General features: G+C 63.4%; 14 protein-coding genes and 1 pseudogene. 6 read left to right on the top strand and 9 right to left on the bottom strand.

Features of this window, described 5'->3' with window-relative positions:
- Positions 1–5: 5 nt before the first annotated feature.
- The gene (locus tag CR103_RS05070; RefSeq protein WP_099914928.1) at positions 6–809 is read left to right on the top strand and encodes a TatD family hydrolase; all 804 of its coding nucleotides are present in this window, start codon (positions 6–8) and stop codon (positions 807–809) included.
- Here the strand turns inward: CR103_RS05070 and CR103_RS05065 are convergent.
- Positions 798–1,544: a hypothetical protein gene (locus tag CR103_RS05065; RefSeq protein WP_143752519.1), complete on the bottom strand. Its 747-nt coding sequence runs from the start codon at positions 1,542–1,544 to the stop codon at positions 798–800. The genes CR103_RS05070 and CR103_RS05065 overlap by 12 nt on opposite strands.
- Positions 1,545–2,008: 464 nt before the next feature.
- Between CR103_RS05065 and CR103_RS05060 the strand changes: the two genes are divergently transcribed.
- Both CR103_RS05060 and CR103_RS05055 read left to right on the top strand, forming a co-directional pair.
- Positions 2,009–3,709: a methyl-accepting chemotaxis protein gene (locus CR103_RS05060; RefSeq protein ID WP_099914926.1), complete on the top strand. Its 1,701-nt coding sequence runs from the start codon at positions 2,009–2,011 to the stop codon at positions 3,707–3,709.
- A gap of 131 nt (positions 3,710–3,840) precedes the next feature.
- Positions 3,841–6,234 carry a DNA internalization-related competence protein ComEC/Rec2 gene (locus tag CR103_RS05055; RefSeq protein WP_099914925.1) on the top strand — a complete coding sequence of 798 codons (2,394 nt, stop codon included), beginning with the start codon at positions 3,841–3,843 and terminating at the stop codon, positions 6,232–6,234.
- 3 nt (positions 6,235–6,237) lie between these two features.
- Here CR103_RS05055 and CR103_RS05050 read toward each other — a convergent pair whose 3' ends face one another.
- Both CR103_RS05050 and CR103_RS05045 read right to left on the bottom strand, forming a co-directional pair.
- Entirely contained in the window at positions 6,238–6,432 is a 195-nt protein-coding gene (locus CR103_RS05050) for a hypothetical protein (RefSeq protein ID WP_099914924.1), read from the bottom strand.
- A gap of 1 nt (position 6,433) precedes the next feature.
- The gene (locus CR103_RS05045) at positions 6,434–7,417 is read right to left on the bottom strand and encodes a hypothetical protein (RefSeq protein WP_143752518.1); all 984 of its coding nucleotides are present in this window, start codon (positions 7,415–7,417) and stop codon (positions 6,434–6,436) included.
- Positions 7,418–7,620: 203 nt separating this feature from the next.
- Here CR103_RS05045 and CR103_RS05040 point away from each other — a divergent pair, with 203 nt between their 5' ends.
- Both CR103_RS05040 and dcd read left to right on the top strand, forming a co-directional pair.
- Complete coding sequence (locus CR103_RS05040) at positions 7,621–8,418, top strand: alpha/beta hydrolase (protein WP_099914922.1); 798 nt, start codon at positions 7,621–7,623, stop codon at positions 8,416–8,418.
- A 99-nt stretch (positions 8,419–8,517) separates the two neighbouring features.
- Positions 8,518–9,087 (top strand): dCTP deaminase, encoded by a 570-nt coding sequence (gene dcd, locus CR103_RS05035; RefSeq protein WP_099914921.1) that lies wholly within the window; start codon positions 8,518–8,520, stop codon positions 9,085–9,087.
- A 75-nt stretch (positions 9,088–9,162) separates the two neighbouring features.
- Here dcd and CR103_RS05030 read toward each other — a convergent pair whose 3' ends face one another.
- Together CR103_RS05030 and CR103_RS05025 are read right to left on the bottom strand one after the other, a co-directional pair.
- Entirely contained in the window at positions 9,163–11,415 is a 2,253-nt protein-coding gene (locus CR103_RS05030) for an arginine/lysine/ornithine decarboxylase (RefSeq protein ID WP_099914920.1), read from the bottom strand.
- A 271-nt stretch (positions 11,416–11,686) separates the two neighbouring features.
- Positions 11,687–12,178 carry a dihydrofolate reductase gene (locus tag CR103_RS05025; protein ID WP_229442810.1) on the bottom strand — a complete coding sequence of 164 codons (492 nt, stop codon included), beginning with the start codon at positions 12,176–12,178 and terminating at the stop codon, positions 11,687–11,689.
- Between the two features lie 311 nt (positions 12,179–12,489).
- Between CR103_RS05025 and CR103_RS23225 the strand changes: the two are divergent.
- A pseudogene (locus CR103_RS23225) lies at positions 12,490–13,459 on the top strand (methyl-accepting chemotaxis protein); the annotation flags it as partial.
- Here CR103_RS23225 and CR103_RS05015 read toward each other — a convergent pair.
- The 4 genes from CR103_RS05015 to CR103_RS05000 form a co-directional block, all read right to left on the bottom strand.
- Positions 13,417–14,211 (bottom strand): thymidylate synthase, encoded by a 795-nt coding sequence (locus CR103_RS05015; RefSeq protein WP_099914918.1) that lies wholly within the window; start codon positions 14,209–14,211, stop codon positions 13,417–13,419. The pseudogene CR103_RS23225 and the gene CR103_RS05015 overlap by 43 nt on opposite strands.
- 33 nt (positions 14,212–14,244) lie before the next feature.
- Positions 14,245–15,330, bottom strand: coding sequence for a threonine aldolase family protein (locus tag CR103_RS05010; protein ID WP_099914917.1), 1,086 nt, complete (start codon positions 15,328–15,330; stop codon positions 14,245–14,247).
- Positions 15,331–15,391: 61 nt separating this feature from the next.
- Positions 15,392–17,428, bottom strand: coding sequence for a methyl-accepting chemotaxis protein (locus CR103_RS05005; protein WP_099914916.1), 2,037 nt, complete (start codon positions 17,426–17,428; stop codon positions 15,392–15,394).
- A 124-nt stretch (positions 17,429–17,552) separates the two neighbouring features.
- Positions 17,553–19,448, bottom strand: coding sequence for an ABC transporter transmembrane domain-containing protein (locus tag CR103_RS05000; RefSeq protein WP_099914915.1), 1,896 nt, complete (start codon positions 19,446–19,448; stop codon positions 17,553–17,555).
- Positions 19,449–19,460: the final 12 nt, after the last annotated feature.

Genomic DNA, 19,460 nt, shown 5'->3' with positions numbered 1-19,460 from the left:
TCACTATGTGGATTGATACCCATTGCCACCTTGATGCCCATGAATTCGGCGCCGCCGCGCCAACGGTGGCGGCGCGCGCACGCGATGCCGGCGTGTCGATGATCGTCATTCCGGCCGTCGAGCGGGCGAACTTCGACGCCGTCGCACAGCTGGCCGCAACGGCGCCGAACGCCAGCTACGCGCTCGGCATCCATCCGATCTGCGTGCCGCGGGCGAGCGAGGATGACCTGACCGTGCTGCGCGCGAAGGTCGAAGCGGCGCTGGGCGACCCGCGTTTTGTGGCGATCGGCGAGGTCGGCCTGGATTTTTTCATCCCGATGCTGTGCGAGCCGGCCATGCGCGAAAAGCAGGATTACTTTTTTCGCCAGCAGCTGCGCATCGCGCGCGACTTCGGCCTGCCGGTGCTGATGCACGTGCGCCGCTCGCAAGACCAGGTGCTCAAGCACGTGCGCCAGATCGCTCCTGGCGGCGGCATTGCCCACGCTTTCAACGGCAGTTTCCAGCAGGCGCAAGCCTTCATCGACCTGGGCTTCAAGCTCGGTTTCGGCGGCGCCATGACTTTTACGCGCGCGCTGCAGATACGCCGGCTCGCCACCACGCTGCCGATGGAGGCGATCGTGCTCGAGACGGACGCGCCCGATATCGCGCCGGCCTGGGTCCACCCGGCGCGCAACAGCCCCGAACAGCTGCCGGCGATTGGCGCGGCGCTGGCAGAGATGCGGGCGATGACGCCGCAGGCGCTGGCCTTTGCGACGACGCACAACGCGCTGGCCGCGCTGCCGCGCCTGGCCGCCTTGTCAGGCGCCTGAGCGCCTTGCGGCGAACAACTCGGACGCCGCCCGCGCGCACTTGATCGACACGCCGACCGCGGCAATCAGGAACGCCAGCAGCAGCAACAGCCATTCATGCCGGTCATCCGGCGCCTCGATCATCGCGGCCATCGCTTCGTCGGTACGCGCCGACTGTTTTGCCGCCGTTACCATCGCGATGTCGCCGGCGAGGCGGGTGGCGACAATGACGGTGTCGTCGCAATCGGAATGGCGGGTGAAGACATTCGGCACGCAGCCGGGGTATTTGCCGCTGAAACTGCGCAGCGACGGCGCGGCAGCTTCCCAGTCGATCTCAAGCGGGGACGCTGCGCCGATCGAGGTCAAGCTGCGGGCGATGGCGCACAACTCTTTTTTTGCAACGGCGGGATTGTACGGCGCGCCCGCGCGGCGCAAGACGGGTGCGCAGGTTTGCAGCACGGTCAGGCGCAGCCGCTCGCCGACAGCCGCTTCGGCGACGCGTACCCGCCCCTCGAGGACCTGGTGATCAGTGACCAGCTTGATCCTGCCGGCGAATACCGCCAGGCCAATCAGGCCGACGCCGACGCTCATGTGCGCCAGCAGCGACAGCTTTTTCCAGTAGCGTTCGGCACTTGCATCCGGCTTGCCGTAGCCGATGCTGAAAAACAGGCAGGCCAATCCGACCACGATGAAGGCGGCAATCAGAAAGGCCATCGAGGGCGAGTAAAACAGTCTGGCGAAGTCGGGGGGGCGCATTGCGATCAAGTAACGGTTAAACTGCGCGGCGGGACATGTTGCCGATGGAACTCATGGGCCGATTATGGTCGGTTTGCGTGCCGCTGTGCAAGCGAAGTAATGATGTTCAACACTTAAAATCATGTCGTGTCGCGGATTTCGGCGGCCTGATGTCGACAACGGGTCCATCAATATGGCGCCACTCGGCGCCGTTGTATTTAGTAAACGAAGGTTAATTTCTCTACGGAAATTGTCACGGAAAATGTTAAAGTAAAACACCTCTGCATCTAGCTATGGGGCGATTACTGCTGTCGCGAAAAGCGTGTTGGTGGCTCAGACAAACTATCTCTTTTAACAGGAGAAAGGCGGCACGAGCGTAGCTGAAAGCGAACACGGTCGACAGCAGCCAATCGGCCTCCGAATCCATCGATTTTTCGTTGAAATTGCTTAATGATGCTTCATTCATTCACGTCGATACCCAAATAATGCTAAAAAACATCACCATCCGGACCAAGCTGATCTGCGTAATCGCCTTCCTGTCCCTGCAATTGATCATCGGCGCCCTGATCGGCATCATCAGCCTCAGCTTCGCCAATGACGCGGCGCACTCCATGTACGAAGATCGGCTCGTCGCCATGGGGAAGCTGGACAAGATCGTGCGGCTGCTGAGCGTGAACCGGCTGGCGGTTGCCGAGTCTGTCGTCGGCGACCCTGCCGCCAGCGACCCTGCCGCCAGCGCCAAGCGTATGAGTGAAGTGGACGCGAATATCCAGTCAGTGGGCAAGCTATGGGATGACTATAGTGCTACCCCCCTAAGTCCTGAAGAGAAGAAACTTGCCGATCAATTTTCGTACGACCGCAAGAAATTCGTTGCCGAGGGCCTCATGCCGGCGGTTGCAGCTCTTCGCGCTGAAGATGTCAAGTCTGCTACGGCGGCGCTGCAGGGGCCGATGATGCAGCTATTCGTGCCTGTCCAAACGGGAATCGATGCCTTGATTCAATATCAGCTGGACGTTGCAAAAAAAGACTCAGACCAATCGCAAAACACCTACCAACTGGTACGCAACGCTTGTATCGCGGGAGTCGTGGTCAGCCTGATGCTGGCAATGCTGGTGGGTATTTGGTTGGTTCGGAGCATTTCCCGGCCTTTGGAAGCTGCGGTCAAGATAGCCGGCGGCATCGCTGGCGGCGACCTGACGCAGCGCATCGAGGTGCTGTCGACGGACGAAACCGGCCGCCTGATGCAAGCGTTAAAGGGCATGAACGAGAGCCTGGTCCAGATCGTCGGTGAAGTGCGAACCGGTACCGATACCATCGCCACCGCGTCGGGCCAGATCGCAGCAGGAAACCTGGATTTGTCGTCGCGCACTGAAGAGCAGGCCAGTTCGCTCGAGGAAACCGCGGCCTCGATGGAAGAGTTGACCTCGACGGTCAAGCAGAATGCCGACAATGCGCGCCAGGCCAATCAACTGGCGGCAACCGCCTGTGAAGTCGCGCTCAAGGGCGGCGCCGTGGTGTCGCAGGTTGTCGGTACCATGGCGTCGATTAATGAATCGTCGAAAAAAATCGTCGACATCATCAGCGTGATTGACAGCATTGCGTTCCAGACCAATATCCTGGCCTTGAATGCGGCTGTGGAAGCGGCGCGTGCAGGCGAGCAGGGCCGAGGTTTCGCCGTGGTGGCCACCGAAGTGCGCAACCTGGCCCATCGCAGCGCCTCGGCGGCGAAGGAAATCAAGATATTGATCGACAACTCGGTCCAGCAGGTAGAAACCGGCAGCAAGCTGGTCGGCCATGCCGGCAGCACGATGGACGAGGTCGTCGCCAGCGTCCGCCGCGTCACCGATATCATGGGCGAGATCTCGTCGGCGAGCCTGGAACAAAGCTCCGGCATCGAACAGGTCAACCAGGCGATTGCCCAAATGGATCAGGTCACACAGCAGAATGCGGCCCTGGTGGAACAAGCGGCGGCGGCCGCCGAGAGCCTGCTGGATCAGGCCAGCAACCTGTCGCAGGTGGTCGGTGTGTTCCGCATCGACGCCATGCAGATGGCGGCAATTTCGCCGCCGGCCGCGGTCCGGGCAACGCCACGCTCGCGGATTGCCGCGCCGGCGCGCGCCGTGCTGCCAGCTTCGACGCGCCCGAGGACAGCCCCCGCAGTCCTTGATGAGTGGGAACAGTTCTAAAGCGACCTGGGCGTTTCTAAATCCCGACAAGGATTTATCTCAACAGTTCGCGTGCGCTGTTCGATCGCGCCCAATCCAGCTATGTGGAAAGCCGCTGACACTGGACGACTTCTCGGCTCGAATGTCAAACCATGCGGTGTGCGATCCTCGGATTCGTCGGCGGCGCAGCCGGCCTGCAGACGCTGGCCGTCTTGCCCGGCCAGGCAGCGCAAATCGTTTGCGCGGTGCTTGCCATCGTGTTGCTGCTGGCGTTGCGCGGTCCGCTGCGCGCCGCCGTGGCCGGCGGCTTGCTGGGTTTCAGCTGGGCCGCCCTGATTGCGACGGCCGCCCTGGCGCCGCAACTGGCCAAAGACGACGAAGGCCGCGACGTCACCTTGATCGGCACCATCGACAGCCTGCCGTACCGGTTCGATCAGGGCGTGCGCTTCAATTTCAAGGTCGAACAGGTCGTTGGCAGGGCGATGGCCGTGCCGCCGCGCGTGGCGCTGGCCTGGTACGGGGGTTTTCGCTCTGCATCCAAGCAGGCAGGGGCGCAGAGCGGCGGCGCGGCGAAACAGGTCGGCGCGGTGCAACCCGGCGAGCGCTGGCAGCTGACGGTGCGGCTGCAACGGCCGCACGGCAACGCCAATCCCCACGGTTTCGACTATGAGGTGTGGCAGCTCGGGCAGGGCGTGCGCGCCACCGGCTACGTGCGCCCTGAGGCCGACAAAAACCGCCGGCTCGATGCTTTCGTCTTCAGTTTCGGCAACGTCGTCGAGCATTGCCGCGCCGCCTTGCGCGAACGGATCCTGGGCGCTCTCAGCGGCAAGCCGTATGCCGGCGTGATCGTCGCGCTGGTGGTCGGCGACCAGCGCGCCATCGACCAGTCCGACTGGGTGGTGTTCAACCGCACCGGCATCGGCCATTTGATTTCGATATCGGGCCTGCACATCACCATGATCGCCGGCCTGTTCGCGCTGCTGGCCTCAAGCCTGTGGCGGCGCTCGTTTTTCACCGGCTTACAGTTGCCGCTGCTGCTGCCGGCGCAGAAGGCGGCGGCGCTGGCCGGCTTCGGCGCGGCGCTGCTGTACGTGCTGCTGGCCGGCTTCGGCATTCCAGCCCAGCGCACGCTGTACATGCTGGCCGTGGTGGCGGCGGCGCTGTGGTCGGGCCGCATCGCCGGCGTCGCGCACGTGCTGTGCGCCGCGCTCGGCGTGGTGGTACTGTTCGACCCGTGGGCGGTGCTGTGGCCCGGCTTCTGGCTGTCGTTCGGCGCGGTGGCCGTGATCCTGTTCGCCACCGTCGGGCGCACCGGCGCCGCGCAGGCTGGCTGGTGGAGCGCGCTCAAGCTCGGCGCGCACACGCAGTATGTCGTCACGCTCGGGCTGCTGCCGCTGACGATGCTGCTGTTCGCCCAGGTGTCGCTGGTCAGTCCGGTCGCCAACGCGGTGGCGATCCCGCTGGTTAGTTTTGTGGTGACGCCGCTGGCGCTGGCAGGCGCCATGCTGCCGGCGCCGGTATCGAATGTGCTGCTCGGCGTCGCCCACTTCCTGGTGGAAGCGCTGGCGACCTTTTTGGCGTGGCTGGGCGCCGGCCCGCTGGCCGTATGGAGTGCGCCGACGCCAACGCCTTGGGTGTTCTGCTTTGCGCTGGCCGGCACGTTGTGGATGCTGGCCCCGCGCGGCTGGCCGCAACGCTGGGTAGGCGCGATGGCGTGGCTGCCGCTGCTAACAAGCCTGCCGTCGTCACCGTTGCGGGGCCAGATTGCGGTTACTGCCTTCGACGTCGGCCAAGGCATGGCGCTGCTGATCGAAACCGCGACGCACCGGCTGCTGTACGATGCCGGGCCGCTGTACTCGCCTGAATCGAATGGCGGCAATCGCGTCATCGTCCCCTACCTCAAGGCGCGCGGCATCGACCGGCTCGACGGCATGGTCATCACCCACAGCGACGTCGACCACGCTGGCGGCGCACTGGCGGTGATGCAGGCCGTGAAAATCGGCTGGGTGGCGTCGTCGCTGCCGGCGGCGCACCCGATCGTGGCCGCGGCTACCCAACACAGCCGCTGCGTGGCCGGCCAGCGCTGGCACTGGGATGGCGTGCAGTTCGAGATGCTGCAGCCAAGCGTGACCAGCTACGAGCGGCCGACGGTGAAATCGAACGCGCGCGGCTGCACCTTGCACATCAGCGCCGGCGGCCATTCGATACTGCTGGCGGCCGACATCGGCGCCGCGCAAGAGGCCGAGCTGGTGCAAGGCGCGCCCGACAGGCTGCGCGCCGACGTGCTGCTGGCGCCGCACCACGGCAGCGGCACCTCGTCGACGTTAGCCTTTCTGCAGGCGGTGGGGCCAAAGCTGGGCGTGTTCCAGGTCGGCTACCGCAACCGCTACCAGCATCCGAAGACCGAGGTATTCGAGCGCTACCGCGAGATGGGCATCGGCCGCCTGCGTACCGACGAGGACGGCGCGGTCCTGCTGCATTTCGGCGCGCAGGTGCAGGCCAGCAGCTACCGCCGCGAGCACGCGCGCTACTGGTACGGACGGTAAATTTCAGCCGAACAGCTTTTTGCCGAGTTCCCGCAGGCGGTCGAATTTCGCCTGCGCTTGGGGCGCTTGCTGGCCGCTGACCAGCGACGGCGCGGTTTCAAACTGTTCGGCGACCAGGCGTTCGAATTCGTCCAGCTCGGCCCGGGTGCCGCGCTGCAAGGCCTGGTTGATTTGTTGGGGTTTGAGGGGGGCGACCATGTCATGTCCTTTCGCGTCTGAAGACTTTCGCTTCGATCCGATCCAGTATGTAGCGTTTGGTGATGCGGTCATGCTTGCTGCTGACGAAACCGTCGGAAAAGAAAAAATTATCCATTAGCGCCGGCTGCGCCGGGTCGACCAGCGCGGGATGGTAGGAGACCCACTCAGGCGGATAGCCCAGGCCGTCGCGCTCCTTGTCCGAGGCGTAAGCTACCCCTTTATACGTGGCGAAAACATTCGGGATCGGCCGGCCCGTCTTGCGGTTGAAGGCGGTATCGCCGTCGACGTAGAGGTCGGTGATGACGCCATTCGTATAGCTGGAGAAGGTGTGGCCGAATTCATGCGCGGCGGTCAGCGCATCGGACGTGGTGTGCAGCGCTGCCATTCCCGGGACGGTATGAAAGTAACGGTGGAACCGGCGCTGGCCGTCGTAGGTAAACGGGTCGCCCGGCCTCGCGTCGTTGTCGTCGGTTGAATAGGCGGCGGCGCGCGTGTTGGTGGGCGAATTGGAGACGATGAACACGATGTCCGGGTTCACCAGCAACGTGCGCAGCAGCGCCGGCACGGCGTCGCGGCGCGGCACCAGAAGGCCGGTGCTGGTAAAGTCCTCTTCGCCGACCAGCGCGCTGGCGTTGTTCGGGGGGAGCCCGCGCACGTAGATCGAGGCGACCTTGATCTTGTTCGCATGCGGCGAGTCGCTCAGCAGTTTTTCGGCCTGGCCCGGCGTGTTGCCGAACAGGTTATCGACAACATAGCGGGCCGAATTGATGAACCGGCTGTGATCGGCGGAGCCGGCGCCGCCGACCATGTCGGGGACGAAATTGCCCGAATTCCAAGGCCGCTCGAGCGCCGGGTTATTGATCACCAGGATGAAAAACGCGTCCTTGCGGGTCGGGTCTCCGGGGCGCCAGACGATCGTTTCGGAACTGATCTGCAGCGCCGGTTCGGGTCCGGCAGGTTCAGGGTTGCTTTCAACATGTGACATGATGGTCTCCATCGGTGCGCCGGCGGCCCATGCCGTTCGGGCAGACTCAACGGTAATCCTGAATCCCCCGGCTTACTTGAGGGCGCACAAAATTGCACCGCATGCCAGCCGGCAAGGGTGGACCGCGCCGGTGGCCGGTGGCTGGGTATTTGTAGTGGATACCCTCTACCCGCGATCGTAGCGAGCGCATTAAAATTGCACTTATGAAAAAACCACTGCTGCACTTCACCCACGGCAACAGCTTCCCGGCCGGCGTCTATCGCCATTTTCTCGATGGTTTGCGCATGGACTTTCATGTGCATACGACCGACATGGTCGGTCACGACGCGGCGTTTGCGGTGTCGGACGGTTGGCCGGAACTGGTGGCCGAACTGATCGCCCGGCTGGAAGCCTACGGCCAGCCGGCGGTCCTGGTCGGCCATTCGCTCGGCGGCATGCTCAGCCTGATGGCGGCGAAGCAGCGCCCGGACCTGGCGCGCTGCGTGGTGATGCTCGATTCGCCGGTGGTGGCAGGCTGGCGCGCGTGGCTGCTGCGGATAGCGAAGACGCGCCGCTGGGACGATCATTTTTCGCCGGCCAAGGCGTCGCGGCGGCGGCGCACCGTCTGGCCCGATGCGGATGCGGCTTATCGCCATTTCGCCGCGAAAAATATCTTTGCGGGGTGGGCGCCCGGCGTGCTGGCCGACTACATCGAACATGGCCTGGTGCCGCACCCCGATGGCGTGCAGCTGCGCTTTTCGCGCGAAGTCGAAACCGCCATCTACCGCTCGCTGCCGCATCACTTGGGCGCGCTGGTGCGTCCGCCGTTCCCGGTGCCGATCGGCTTTGTCGGCGGCGACAACTCGCTCGAGCTGCGCCAGGCCGGGCTGGATGCAACGCGCAAACTGGTCGGGCGACATTTCGCCGAAATCAAGGGCGGCCACCTGTTTCCGATGGAGTCGCCGCGGCTGGCCGCGCAACTGACGGGCGCGATGATCGCCGAACTGCTGGCAACAGCATAATTTCAAAACCATGCTGCTTTTCGCGTAAAATCCCGGGCATTCGGCGCGCCTTGCGCAGCCCCTGCTTCCCCGACTTACCCTTTTTTGAAAAGCCCAGCGATGACAATCAAAAGCGATAAATGGATCCGCCGCATGGCGCTCGAAACCGGCATGATCTCACCGTTCGAACCGGGCCAGGTGCGCCAAAGCCCCGACGGGCGCAAGATGATCTCGTACGGCACCTCGTCGTACGGCTATGATATCCGCTGCGCCGACGAGTTCAAGATTTTCACCAACATCAACAGCACCATCGTCGATCCGAAGAACTTCGATTCGAACTCCTTCGTCGACGTCAAGAGCGATGTCTGCATCATCCCGCCCAATTCGTTCGCGCTGGCGCGCACCATCGAGTACTTCAAGATCCCGCGCAACGTGCTGACGATCTGCCTGGGCAAATCGACCTACGCGCGCTGCGGCATCATCGTCAACGTGACACCGTTCGAGCCGGAATGGGAAGGCTACGTGACGCTCGAGTTTTCCAACACGACGCCGCTGCCGGCCAAGATTTATGCAGGCGAAGGCTGCGCGCAGGTGCTGTTCTTCGAGAGCGATGAAGTGTGCGAGACTTCGTACAAGGACCGCGGTGGAAAATACCAGGGGCAAAGTGGAGTGACGTTGCCGAGGGCTTGAGTCGATTGCACCCAAAATAAAAAGAGCCTGCGAGGCTCTTTTTATTTGCTGACGCCGCGACTGAAAAACTGGGGGTCAGTTCTTGACGCAGTCGACAAAATAACCGCGTCGGCCGTCGACTTCGCGCTTCACCAGGCCGTGCACGTCCGTCTCGAAACCGGGGAAGCGCTCGTTGAAGTCGCGCGCGAAACGCAGGTAGTCGACGATGGTCTTGTTGAAGCGCTCGCCCGGGATCAACAGCGGAATGCCCGGCGGGTACGGCGTCAAGAGGATTGCGGTGATGCGCCCTTCGAGCTCCTCGATCGGCACGCGGTCGGTCTCGCGGTGCGCCATCTTGGCAAACGCGTCGGACGGCTTCATCGCCGGGATCATGTCCGACAGGTACATCTCGGTCGTCAGGCGGGCGACGTCGTAGATTTTGTAAAAGTCGTGGATCGACTGGCACAGGTCGCGCAGGCCCATCGCCTCGTAGCGCGGATTGGCGCCGGCGAAGCCTGGCAGGATGCGCCACAGCGGCTGGTTCTTGTCGTAGTCGTCCTTGAACTGCTGCAGCGCGGTGACCAGCGTGTTCCAGCGGCCCTTGGTGATGCCGATCGTGAACATGATGAAGAACGAATACAGCCCGCACTTCTCGATGATGACGCCGTGTTCGGCCAGGTACTTGGTGACGATCGACGCCGGGATGCCGGAGTCGCCAAAGCGCCCGTCGAGCGACAGGCCGGGCGTGACGACGGTGGCCTTGATCGGGTCGAGCATGTTGAAGCCGGGGGCGAGGTTGCCGAAGCCGTGCCAGTCGTCCTCGGCGTGGATCATCCAGTCGTCCTGGGTACCGATGCCTTCTTCCGAGAAGGTATCAGGCCCCCACACCTTGAACCACCAGTCGGCGCCGAATTCCGCGTCGACCTTTTTCATGGCGCGGCGGAAGTCGAGCGCCTCAAAAATGGATTCTTCCACCAGTGCGGTGCCGCCAGGCGCCTCCATCATCGCCGCGGCGACGTCGCACGAAGCGATGATCGAATACTGCGGCGATGTCGACGTATGCATCAGGTAGGCTTCGTTGAAAGCGTCCCGGTCGAGTTTCACCGTTTCCGATTCGCGCACCAGCACCTGCGAAGCCTGCGACAGGCCGGCCAGCAGCTTGTGGGTCGACTGGGTCGAGAAGATCATCGACTCCTTGGCGCGCGGGCGGTCCTTGCCGATCGCGTGCATGTTCTTGTAAAAGTCGTGGAAAGTGGCGTGCGGCAGCCACGCTTCGTCGAAGTGCAGGGTGTCGATTTTGCCGTCCAACATTTCGCGCAGGGTTTCGACGTTGTAGACCACGCCGTCGTAGGTCGACTGGGTGATGGTCAAAATGCGCGGCTTCTTGTTGACCGCTTCGCGCGCGAATGGGTTCGCTTCGATCTTGCGGGCCAGCGACTCTGGCGTGAATTCTTCCAGCGGGATCGGGCCGATGATGCCCAGGTGGTTGCGGGTCGGCATCAGGAACACGGGGATAGCGCCGCACATGATGATCGAGTGCAGGATCGACTTGTGGCAGTTGCGGTCGACGACAACGATGTCGCCCGGCGCCACCGTCGAGTGCCACACCATCTTGTTTGAGGTCGAGGTGCCGTTGGTGACGAAGTAGCAGTGGTCGGCGTTGAAGATGCGGGCGGCGTTGCGCTCGGACTTGGCGACCGGGCCGGTGTGGTCGAGCAGCTGGCCGAGTTCTTCGACCGCGTTGCAGACGTCGGCGCGCAGCATGTTCTCGCCAAAAAACTGGTGGAACATCTGGCCGATCGGCGACTTTAGGAAGGCCACGCCGCCGGAGTGGCCGGGGCAGTGCCACGAGTACGAACCGTCGTTGGCGTAGTTCACCAGCGCGCGGAAGAACGGCGGCGCCAGGCCGTCGAGGTAGGACTTTGCTTCGCGGATGATGTGGCGGGCGACGAATTCGGGGGTGTCCTCGAACATGTGGATGAAACCATGCAGCTCGCGCAGAACGTCGTTCGGGATGTGGCGCGAGGTGCGCGTTTCGCCGTAGATGTAGATCGGGATGTCCGAATTCTTGTGGCGGATCTCTTTTACAAAAGCGCGCAGCGCGGTCAGCGCAAAATTGGTCTCTTCCAGCGAGCCGCCGCCGAATTCCTCGTCGTCGATCGACAGCACGAAGGCCGAAGCGCGCGACTGCTGCTGGGCGAACTGGGACAGGTCGCCGTAGCTGGTCAGGCCGAGCACTTCCATGCCTTCCTTTTCCATCGCGGCGGCAAGCGCACGGATGCCCAGGCCGGAGGTGTTCTCAGAACGGAAATCCTCGTCGATGATGACGATCGGGAAACGAAATTTCATTGACAGCTCCAAAGCGAAGCGCCGTGAGCGCAATCCACGCCGGGGAGGCGGGACGCTGCTCACGGCACCGAAGAAAAAAAGTAAGCGGAGTTTGGCAGAAATGCCTGCAATCCGGTGAAAAAAGTTTGAATCAGATTAGCCTATAAGCTCGATTGCTGCCGCACAATTTGTCTGCGGGGTGGCCATCCAGACCATTTCATCGAGCAGCAAAGCAATGCCCCCCGTTTTCGCAAGGGCAACGGCCACCGCGCAGGCGCCGATCATCACATGCTTAGTTCGCTTTATCGTAGGTCACGAAGGAGTAATCGAAGCCATTCGCCTTCGAATGGTGGGATTCGCGCGCGCTCTCGCGCCACTGGCCGGGGACCAGCGGCGCAAAGAAGGTGTCGCATTCAAAGGTATGGCCGATCTCGGTGACGATCATCTGGTCGGCGATGTCCATCGATTCGGCGAATACCTGGGCGCCGCCGATGATGAAGCCGCGCTGGCCGCCGATCAGGGCGAGGGCATCAAGGAGCGAAGCGGCCGCCTCGACGCCGTCGTGGCGCCAGGCCGGATTGCGGGTGATGACGATGTTGCGCCGGTTCGGCAGCGGCCGCCCGATCGAGTCGAACGTCTTGCGGCCCATGATGATCGGATGGCCGGAGGTGACGCGCTTGAAGTGCGCCAAGTCTTCCGGCAGATGCCACGGCAGTGTGTTGCGGATGCCGATGCCGCGTTGCGCGTCGAATGCCACGATGAGGGTCAGGTGGGTGGCGTTCACGACAGCACCGGAGGTTCGGTGAAGAGGCGGGTGGCGATAGTCATGGGGGCGTGCCTGAAGGTGGAAGTTGAGCCGTATTCTAGCAGCCGGCAAGGGCTTGAGGTCACCTGGGCCACAGCGCGGAGATTCCGGATCACGCGGCAGCGCGATCGTGCAAAACTTTAGCATTCATCCATAACAACGATGTGTTTTTAATATTTTGTGGTCTTGTAGGCACAATTTACAACAATTCTATTGTTATTAATATATTTTAATCGGACTAATTTGCGGGGCAACGTATTTGCAACTAGCAACACCCCATACTGGACGACGAGGCCATCGGCTTTACCGCGCGCATCGCCACTGGCGACCTCGCCGGCGAGCTGGCGGTCGATCCGAAGGATGACACCGAGACCGGGCGCCTCAAGCGCGCACTCGGCAACATGCGCGCCAGCCTGCACGGCATCGTCACCCTGGTGCGCGCCAGCACCGAGACAATGGCGGCGGCGTCCGACCAGATCGCCACCGGCAACATGGACCTGTCGGCGCGCACCGAAATGCAGGCCAGTTCGCTCGAAGAAACCGCCGCGTCGATCGAGGAGCTGACGTCGACCGTCAAGCAGAATGCCGGCAACGCGCGCCAGGCCAACGCCCTGGCGACGTCGGCCCTTGAAGTCGCCGGCAAGGGCTACGACGTGGTGGCCTCGGTGGTGACACGATGGGGGCGATCGACAGCGCCTCGCGCAAGATCGTCGACATCATCGCCGTCATCGAGGGCATTGCGTTCCAGACCAATATCTTGGCCCTCATTGCGGCGGTGGAGGCGGCCAGGGCCGCGGCTTTGCGGTGGTGGCGCAAGAAGTGCGCAGCCTGGCGCAGCGCTCGAACAGCGCGGCGAAGGAAATCAACCTGCTGATTGGCGCTTCGGTCGAGCAGGTCAACCTTGGCAGCCGGCTGGTCGGCGAGGCCGGCGCGACGATGAGAGGCATCGTCGACAGCGTGACGCGCGTGACCGACATCATGGCCGAAATCAGCACCGCCAGCCTGCAGCAGCAGTCCGGCATCGAACAGGTCAACCAGGCGGTCGTGCAGATCGACTCGGCGACCTAGCAGAATGCGGCGCTGGTCGAAGAGGCGGCAGCGGCGGCTGGGTCGTTGCGGGTGCAGGCGGCTGCGCTGGCCGAGGTGGTCAGCGTGTTTACCCTGGGCGCTGCTGGCACCTTAATCAGAAACGATACGGCAGCAGATGCGTCGGCTGCTTACACTGCGACCGGCGCCTTGATGTGCGGATGCGCGCTGTAGTTGGCAATCTCGAAATCGTCGAACCGGTAGTCGAACAGGGTATCGGGCCTGCGCTTGATGAGCAGTTGCGGCAGCGGTAGTTCGGCGCGCGACAGTTGCAGCTCGACCTGGTCGAGGTGGTTCGCATACAAGTGGCAGTCGCCGCCGGTCCAGATAAAATCGCCCAAACCGAGCCCGGCCTGCTGCGCCACCATATGGGTCAGCAGGGCGTAGGAGGCGATGTTGAACGGCACCCCGAGAAAGATGTCGGCGCTACGCTGGTACAGCTGGCATGACAGCTTGCCGTCGGCGACGTAGAACTGGAACAGCGCGTGGCACGGCGGCAGTTTCATTTTCGGCACGTCGGCCACGTTCCAGGCCGAGACGATCAGGCGGCGCGAATCCGGATTGTACTTGATCTGGTCGAGCACCTGCGAAATCTGGTCGATGTGGCTGCCGTCCGGCGCCGGCCAGCTGCGCCACTGGTAGCCGTAGACCGGTCCCAGCTCGCCGTCGGCGTCGGCCCAGTCGTTCCAGATCGAGACGCCGTTTTCTTCCAGATAGGCGATGTTGGTCGAGCCTTGCAGGAACCAGATCAGTTCGTGAATGATCGATTTGAGGTGCAGCTTTTTGGTCGTTACCAATGGGAAGCCGTCCTCCAGATTGAAGCGCATCTGGTAGCCGAACACAGAGCGCGTGCCGGTGCCGGTGCGGTCAAGCTTGACGCTGCCGTTGTCGCGCACGTGGCGCATGAAATCGAGGTATTGGCGCATGGCGGGCTCGCTATCTATATAAAGGTGATTGTTTTATGCAGCCAGGGCAGCCGACAGCAGCGCCAGCGCTTCAACCGCGGCCGAATCAGGCATGTCCAGCAGGTTGTCGCCGACGTACAGTTCGACGACGCAGGTGTCGGCCAGCGCGCCGTGCGCGGCGCGGCCGAACAGCCAGATGCCATGGTCACAGGCTAGCTGGTTGCGAATCGCCAGCGCTTTCTCGCGCGACGCCGGCAGGTGCAGATGCAGTATGTTGGCCTGCGGCCGGGCGGGGTTCGGCTTGATCGAAGGGTGCGCGCGCAGTATCTCGTAGAGCCATTGTGTGCGCGCAAAATATGCCGGCATGGCGGCCAGGCGCGCGTCGAACTGCATCGCCGCCGACACCACGTAGGGCGAACGATGGATCAGGTTGCCGCCTTCGCGCCGGAACCATTCGGCAGCGCGGGCGACAAACTCGGCGCTGCCGGCCAGCATCGAGCCGCCAAGTCCGCCGATGCCCTTGTACAGCGAGACGTAGACCGAGTCGAAGCCGTGCGCCACCTCGCGCGGCGAACGGCCGTAGCCGGCCGCCGCCTCCCACAGCCGGGCACCGTCCATGTGCAGGTGGGCGCCGCGCCCGCGGCAGTGCGCCTTGATGGCGTCGAGTTCGATCCAGGACGGGTTCTGGCCGCCGATTTCGCGCATCGGCACTTCCATCGCAACGGCGCCAAGCTGGTCGGGAATCGCCGCCAGGTCGTCAACGCTCCACGGTCGGTGGCGCTCGCCGGCCTGCAGGGCATGAAAGTGGCCGAGCAGCTGGTAGTTTGATTTCTCGTGCACGATGATGTGCGAGGTCGGATGCAGCGCCACCAGGGCTCTGGCGCGATCCTCGCAGGCCAGGCGCAGCGCCGTCACCTGCGCCATCGTGCCGCTGATGCAGAACACCGCCGCTTCAAAGCCGAGCAGCTCGGCAATCTTGTGCTCGAACGCCTCGATCAGCGCGCCGCTACCGTAGACGTCGTGGGCGACGTTATTCTGCTCGCACCAGGCGGCCATCGCGCCAAACGTTTGCGCCGGCGTGCTTGCCCGGTGGCCGGGGAAGACGATGCGGCAAGTCTGGAGCAATTCGGCGTCGGTCAAGGCAAACTCCTGTCAGCAAGGATTGCCACTGTACACCCAATCATCTTGTCCGCAAAGCCGCTCAGGCACGACGAAGCGCCCTCGGCGCCGGCGCCGCAGGCAAGCCGGCACGGGCATGCGTGGCAGGTTCGAGCTTGAACAGCCTTACGGCGCCGGCCAGCGTGGCGGCCTGATCCTGCATTGCTTCAGCTGCGGCGCTCGCCTCTTCGACCAGCGCGGCATTTTGCTGGGTCACCTCGTCCATCTCGCTGATCGAGCGGTTGACGTGTTCGATGCCGCCGCTCTGCTCGGCGCTGGCAGCACTGATGTCGGCCATGATGTCGGTAACGCGGGCGACGCTGGCCAGTACTTCTTCCATCGTCACGCCGGCGCTTTTCACCAACTTGCTGCCGGCATCGACCTGGCCGACCGAAGCGCCGATCAACGATTTGATCTCTTTCGCCGCTGCGGCGCTGCGCTGCGCCAGGTTACGCACCTCGCTGGCGACGACCGCGAAGCCGCGGCCTTGCTCACCGGCGCGGGCAGCTTCGACCGCAGCGTTCAGCGCCAGGATGTTGGTCTGGAAGGCAATCCCGTCGATTACCCCGATGATGTCGACGATCTTGTGCGAAGACTGGTTGATCGTGTTCATGGTGTCGATCACTTGCGTCACCATGGCGCCGCCTTTTTGCGCCACGTTCGAGGCGTTCAGCGCCATCTGGTTGGCCTGGCGGGCGTTGTCGGCATTCTGCTTGACGGTGATGGTCAGCTGCTCCATCGAGGTAGCGGTGGCGGCCAGGTTCGACGCCTGCTGTTCGGTGCGGGTGCACAGGTCGAGGTTGCCGGTCGAGATTTCGCGTGAAGCGGTAGCAATCTGCTCGGCGCCGTCACGCACCTGGCCGACGACCGACGACAGGTTGCGGCTGATGCCGTTCATCGCCTGCGCCAATGCGCCGATCTCGTCGCGCCGGCTGCTGTCGATGGTGGTGGTGAGGTCACCCTTCGCGATCTGGACCGCGGCGTCGCGCGCCAACATCAACGGCCGCGTGACGATAGCGCGCACCACCAGGTAAAGCGCAAGCGCGAACAGGCCGAGGGCGATCAGCCCGAACACAATGTAGCGGTTGCGCAGTTGTGACGACTCACTGGTGATTTCGTCCTCGAAGGTGCCGCCGGCAATCACCCAGTTCCATTCCTTGAAGAAGGCATACCCGACCATCTTGTCGCGCGCCCGAGTCTCGCCCTTTTCGGCATTCAACCATGGGTAGGTAATGGCGCCATTTTTTTTCTCCAACATCTCTTTGACGAATTCGCGACCGTTCGCATCCTTGTTTGCGAGGACATTTCCGCCTTCTTTGACAGGGTGGACCAGCAGGTCGCCGTAGGATTTCCCCGGCGCCGCATTGAGCACATAGAAGTAGCCGCTATCGCCGACCTTGATGTCCTTGATCTTCGCCTTCAGCGCCGCCATTTCGGCGGAAATATCGACGCCGACATACAGCACCCCGATCACCGCGCCGTTGACGCCCTTGATGGGATCGTATTGGGTGATGTACTGCTTGCCGAACAGGGTCGCCAACCCGACATAGCTTTTTCCGGCGCGCAGCAGCGGGTAGGAAGCATGGGCGCGATCGAGCAGGGTACCGTTCGCGCGTTCGCCGTTTTCTTTCTTCACCGAGGTAGTGACGCGGACAAAATCGTCGCCGCTGGTGACGAAAATAGTCGCGTTGCCGCCGGTCAGCAAGGTAAAGCGGTCAACGACGGTGGCATCGAGGTTGACGACCTTGCCGTCATTTTCAAGTACCGGAACCTGTTTGCCGGCGACATCGATGCCGTCGCCGGTGCCGAGCGCGAATTGCGGCTGGTAGCTGGCCGCCAGCATGCGGGCAAAGCCGCCGACCTCGCTGCTGACCGCTTTGTTGAACATCTCGACCATGTTGACTACGCCGCGCAGGTCGCTGGCAACGGCGGCCTGCGCGCGCGACTGCAGCAGTGTCGACGTGGTCATGCCGAACGCAACCACCAAACTGCCCAGGATGATGCCGACCAGGCCGAAGGTGAAGGCGCTGATCTTGGAGCCGACCCCCCAGTTGGCGGGATTAAAATTACTGCTGCGCATGTAAGTCCACCGGTTGTTGTTCGGATTGAAGAATCAACCGACAATATAACAGTGGAGTTGCAATTAAAAAGCGGAAAATTCATTTTGTGAACTTATGTTGCCTTGCAGCAACGCACGGAGCCTCTCATGCCGCTGCTTGGGGCGTCGCCTCATGCGGCGTCACGTGCACGCTGTGGAACTGCAGCGCCGCCAGGTTGGCGTAGATGCCGCCGTGCGCCACCAGCGTGGCGTGGGTGCCGGTTTCGACGATGCGCCCGTCCTCCATCACGATGATGCGGTCGGCCCGCTGCACGGTCGCCAGGCGGTGGGCGATGATGATGGTGGTGCGCCCGACCATCGCCGCCTCGAGCGCGGTTTGCACCAGCCGTTCCGATTCGGCGTCGAGCGCGCTGGTCGCTTCGTCGAGCAGCAGCAGCGGCGGGTTTTTCAGCAAAGCGCGGGCGATCGCGATGCGCTGGCGCTGTCCGCCCGACAGGCGCACGCCGCGCTCGCCCAGGAAGGACTTGTAACCTTGCGGCAGGCGCTCGATGAATTCGTGGGCCGCGGCCAGTTTGGCCGCCTTGATGACGTCGGCGTCGCTGGCGCCCGCGCGGCCGTAGCGAATGTTTTCCATCGCGTCGGCGGAAAAGATGACGGTATCTTGCGGCACGATACCGATGGCGTCGCGCAGTGAGTGCAGGTCAAGCTGGCGGATGTCGACGCCGTCGAGCTTGATGGCGCCGGACTGCGGATCGTAGAAGCGCAGCAGCAGCTGGAACAAGCTGGTCTTGCCGGCCCCCGATGGGCCGACCACGGCCACCGTTTCGCCCGGCCGGATCGTCAGCGACAGCTGCGCCAGCGCCAGTGTGTCGGGGCGCGACGGATAGCTGAAACTGACGTCGCTCAAGGCCAGCGCGGCACCGTTGGCGGCGCGCACCGGCAGCTGCAGCCGCTGTGCCGGGGCCGGGTTCTGGATATTCGAGCGGGCCGACAGCAGTTCGAGCAGGCGCTCGGTGGCGCCGGCAGCGCGCTGCGCCTCGCCCATTACCTCCGACAGCGCGCCGATCGAACCGGCCACGATCGAGGCGTACAAAATGAACTGGCCAAGGTCGCCGCCGGTCATGGTGCCAGCCAGCACCGCATGTGCGCCCAGCCACAGCACGAAGACGATGGTGCCGAACACCATCACGATCGCCACCATCGTCAGCAGCGCGCGCGCGCGGATGCGCTTCATGGCGGTGCCGAACGCCGATTCGACCGAAGCTTTGAACCGCGACGACTCGATATGCTCGTGGGTGAATGCTTGCACGGTCGGCATCGCGTTGAGGATTTCGCCGGCCATTGCGGAAGCATCGGCGATGCGGTCTTGCGAATCGCGCGAGAGCTTGCGCACGCGCCGGCCGAACAGCACGATCGGTACCACCACCATTACCAGCAGGCCCAAGATAATCGACGACAGCTTGACGCTGGTGAAAAACAGCATGATCAGGCCGCCGACGAACAGCAATATGTTACGCAGCGCCATTGAGATGCTGGTACCGACCACCGCCTGGATCAGGGTGGTGTCGGTGGTGATGCGCGACAGGACTTCGCCGGTCTGGGTGGTCTCGAAAAACTCCGGACTCTGGTTGACGACGTGCGTGTATACGGCGCTGCGGATGTCGGCGGTGACGCGTTCGCCCAGCCACGACACGGTGAAAAACCGCGCCGCGGTAGCCAGCGCCAGCACGGTGGCGACGCCGAACAGCGCCAGGAAGGTGGCGTCGACGTGGCGGATGCTCCTGGCTTCGGCGCCGGCGGCGGCGCCGAAGCCGAGGTCGATCATCTGCTTGAACGCATACGGGATCGCCAGCGTCGCGCCGGCCGCCACCACGAGCGCGATGGCGGCGAGGAAGAACTGGCGGCGGTACGGGCGCAGGAAGGGAAGCAGGCCCTTGAAGGCGGCCAGGCTGCCCTTGCGGTCGGTGCCGGTTTGAAAGGCGCCGGCGGTAGTGCTGGCAGCGCCGGCAGTGCCGGTGGTGTTGGTGGAGCGGTTGGTCATCGTCTGCGTCGG

It is taken from the genome of Massilia psychrophila (assembly GCF_002760665.1).
Lineage (GTDB): Bacteria > Pseudomonadota > Gammaproteobacteria > Burkholderiales > Burkholderiaceae_D > JAFCUW01.
The sequence above is the reverse complement of the archived record's forward strand: the minus strand, read 5'-3'. Positions and strand labels throughout refer to the sequence as shown.

Bases quoted from the DNA above. Each gene is read 5' to 3' on its own strand.
- CR103_RS05070 (WP_099914928.1), top strand. From the start codon at position 6: ATGTGGATTGATACCCATTGCCACCTTGATGCCCATGAATTCGGCGCC.
- CR103_RS05065 (WP_143752519.1), bottom strand. From the start codon at position 1,544: ATGCGCCCCCCCGACTTCGCCAGACTGTTTTACTCGCCCTCGATGGCC.
- CR103_RS05060 (WP_099914926.1), top strand. From the start codon at position 2,009: ATGCTAAAAAACATCACCATCCGGACCAAGCTGATCTGCGTAATCGCC.
- CR103_RS05055 (WP_099914925.1), top strand. From the start codon at position 3,841: ATGCGGTGTGCGATCCTCGGATTCGTCGGCGGCGCAGCCGGCCTGCAG.
- CR103_RS05050 (WP_099914924.1), bottom strand. From the start codon at position 6,432: ATGGTCGCCCCCCTCAAACCCCAACAAATCAACCAGGCCTTGCAGCGC.
- CR103_RS05045 (WP_143752518.1), bottom strand. From the start codon at position 7,417: ATGTCACATGTTGAAAGCAACCCTGAACCTGCCGGACCCGAACCGGCG.
- CR103_RS05040 (WP_099914922.1), top strand. From the start codon at position 7,621: ATGAAAAAACCACTGCTGCACTTCACCCACGGCAACAGCTTCCCGGCC.
- dcd (WP_099914921.1), top strand. From the start codon at position 8,518: ATGACAATCAAAAGCGATAAATGGATCCGCCGCATGGCGCTCGAAACC.
- CR103_RS05030 (WP_099914920.1), bottom strand. From the start codon at position 11,415: ATGAAATTTCGTTTCCCGATCGTCATCATCGACGAGGATTTCCGTTCT.
- CR103_RS05015 (WP_099914918.1), bottom strand. From the start codon at position 14,211: ATGCGCCAATACCTCGATTTCATGCGCCACGTGCGCGACAACGGCAGC.
- CR103_RS05005 (WP_099914916.1), bottom strand. From the start codon at position 17,428: ATGCGCAGCAGTAATTTTAATCCCGCCAACTGGGGGGTCGGCTCCAAG.
- CR103_RS05000 (WP_099914915.1), bottom strand. From the start codon at position 19,448: ATGACCAACCGCTCCACCAACACCACCGGCACTGCCGGCGCTGCCAGC.